This is a genomic window from Brevundimonas sp. CURTG3B2_SDJG, from assembly GCF_057364705.1.
The window spans coordinates 1-676 of sequence record NZ_JBNFOJ010000563.1 but is presented as its reverse complement, the minus strand read 5'-3'; the positions used below and the strand labels follow the sequence as shown (position 1 = coordinate 676).

At 74.3% G+C, this 676-nt stretch carries 1 protein-coding gene; it reads right to left on the bottom strand.

The window, feature by feature from the left end; all coding sequences use genetic code 11:
• Nucleotides 1–330, bottom strand: a 330-nt coding sequence (locus AC2W7C_RS18685) for a hypothetical protein (protein WP_486002681.1), incomplete at its 3' end; no start/stop codon positions are given.
• Nucleotides 331–676 lie beyond the last annotated feature (346 nt).

Here is a 676-nt window from a genome sequence, read left to right as displayed (position 1 = left end):
GGCGCTGAGCAGGCGCACCGCGCGAATCCGTTCGCGCGTCTGGTCGGCCTCGCCGGCGGCCGGGGTGCGGCCCGAGGCCTGGGCGTTCTGGATCGCGGTCAAGGACCAGTAAAGCGCGGCGTCGTACAGCGCCCGACCCTCGCGGCTCTCGCCGCCTTCCAGTTCGGACGCCGCCTGGGCGAGCCCGGCGCACCGCACAACGCCGTCGTAGTCGAGCGGCGCCGGGGCGGCGCTCTGGACGCCGCTCAGGGTCAGCGAGGCCAGGACGGCCACTGCAACATGGAAACCTCCGCGGCACGCCCCGGCCGCCTTGCGGGCGCAGAGAACCACGCGGGCGTCGCGGGGGGAAGAGTGACCGTCAACACACACGGTGATGTGTCTTCCGGCCCACGACGGGCGATATCTAGAAGAGGACCGGTTCCGGAGCGGGCGCGCGCCGGCCGGCCGTCGGGCGGCGGTCCAGGGCGGACCAGGCCTCGGCGAGGCGTTCGACCGCCAGGTCCAGCTCGGCGTCGGCAGGGTGAAGGGCAGGCGCAGGAAGCGGTCGAACGCGCCGCCTCCGACGCCGAATCGAGAGCCTGGAACGAGACGCAAACCCCGGCTCTCGGCCGCAGCCACCAGGGCGGCGCCGGTCGGCCGAGGCAGTTCGATCCAGTGCGACAGCCCCGCCCCGGCG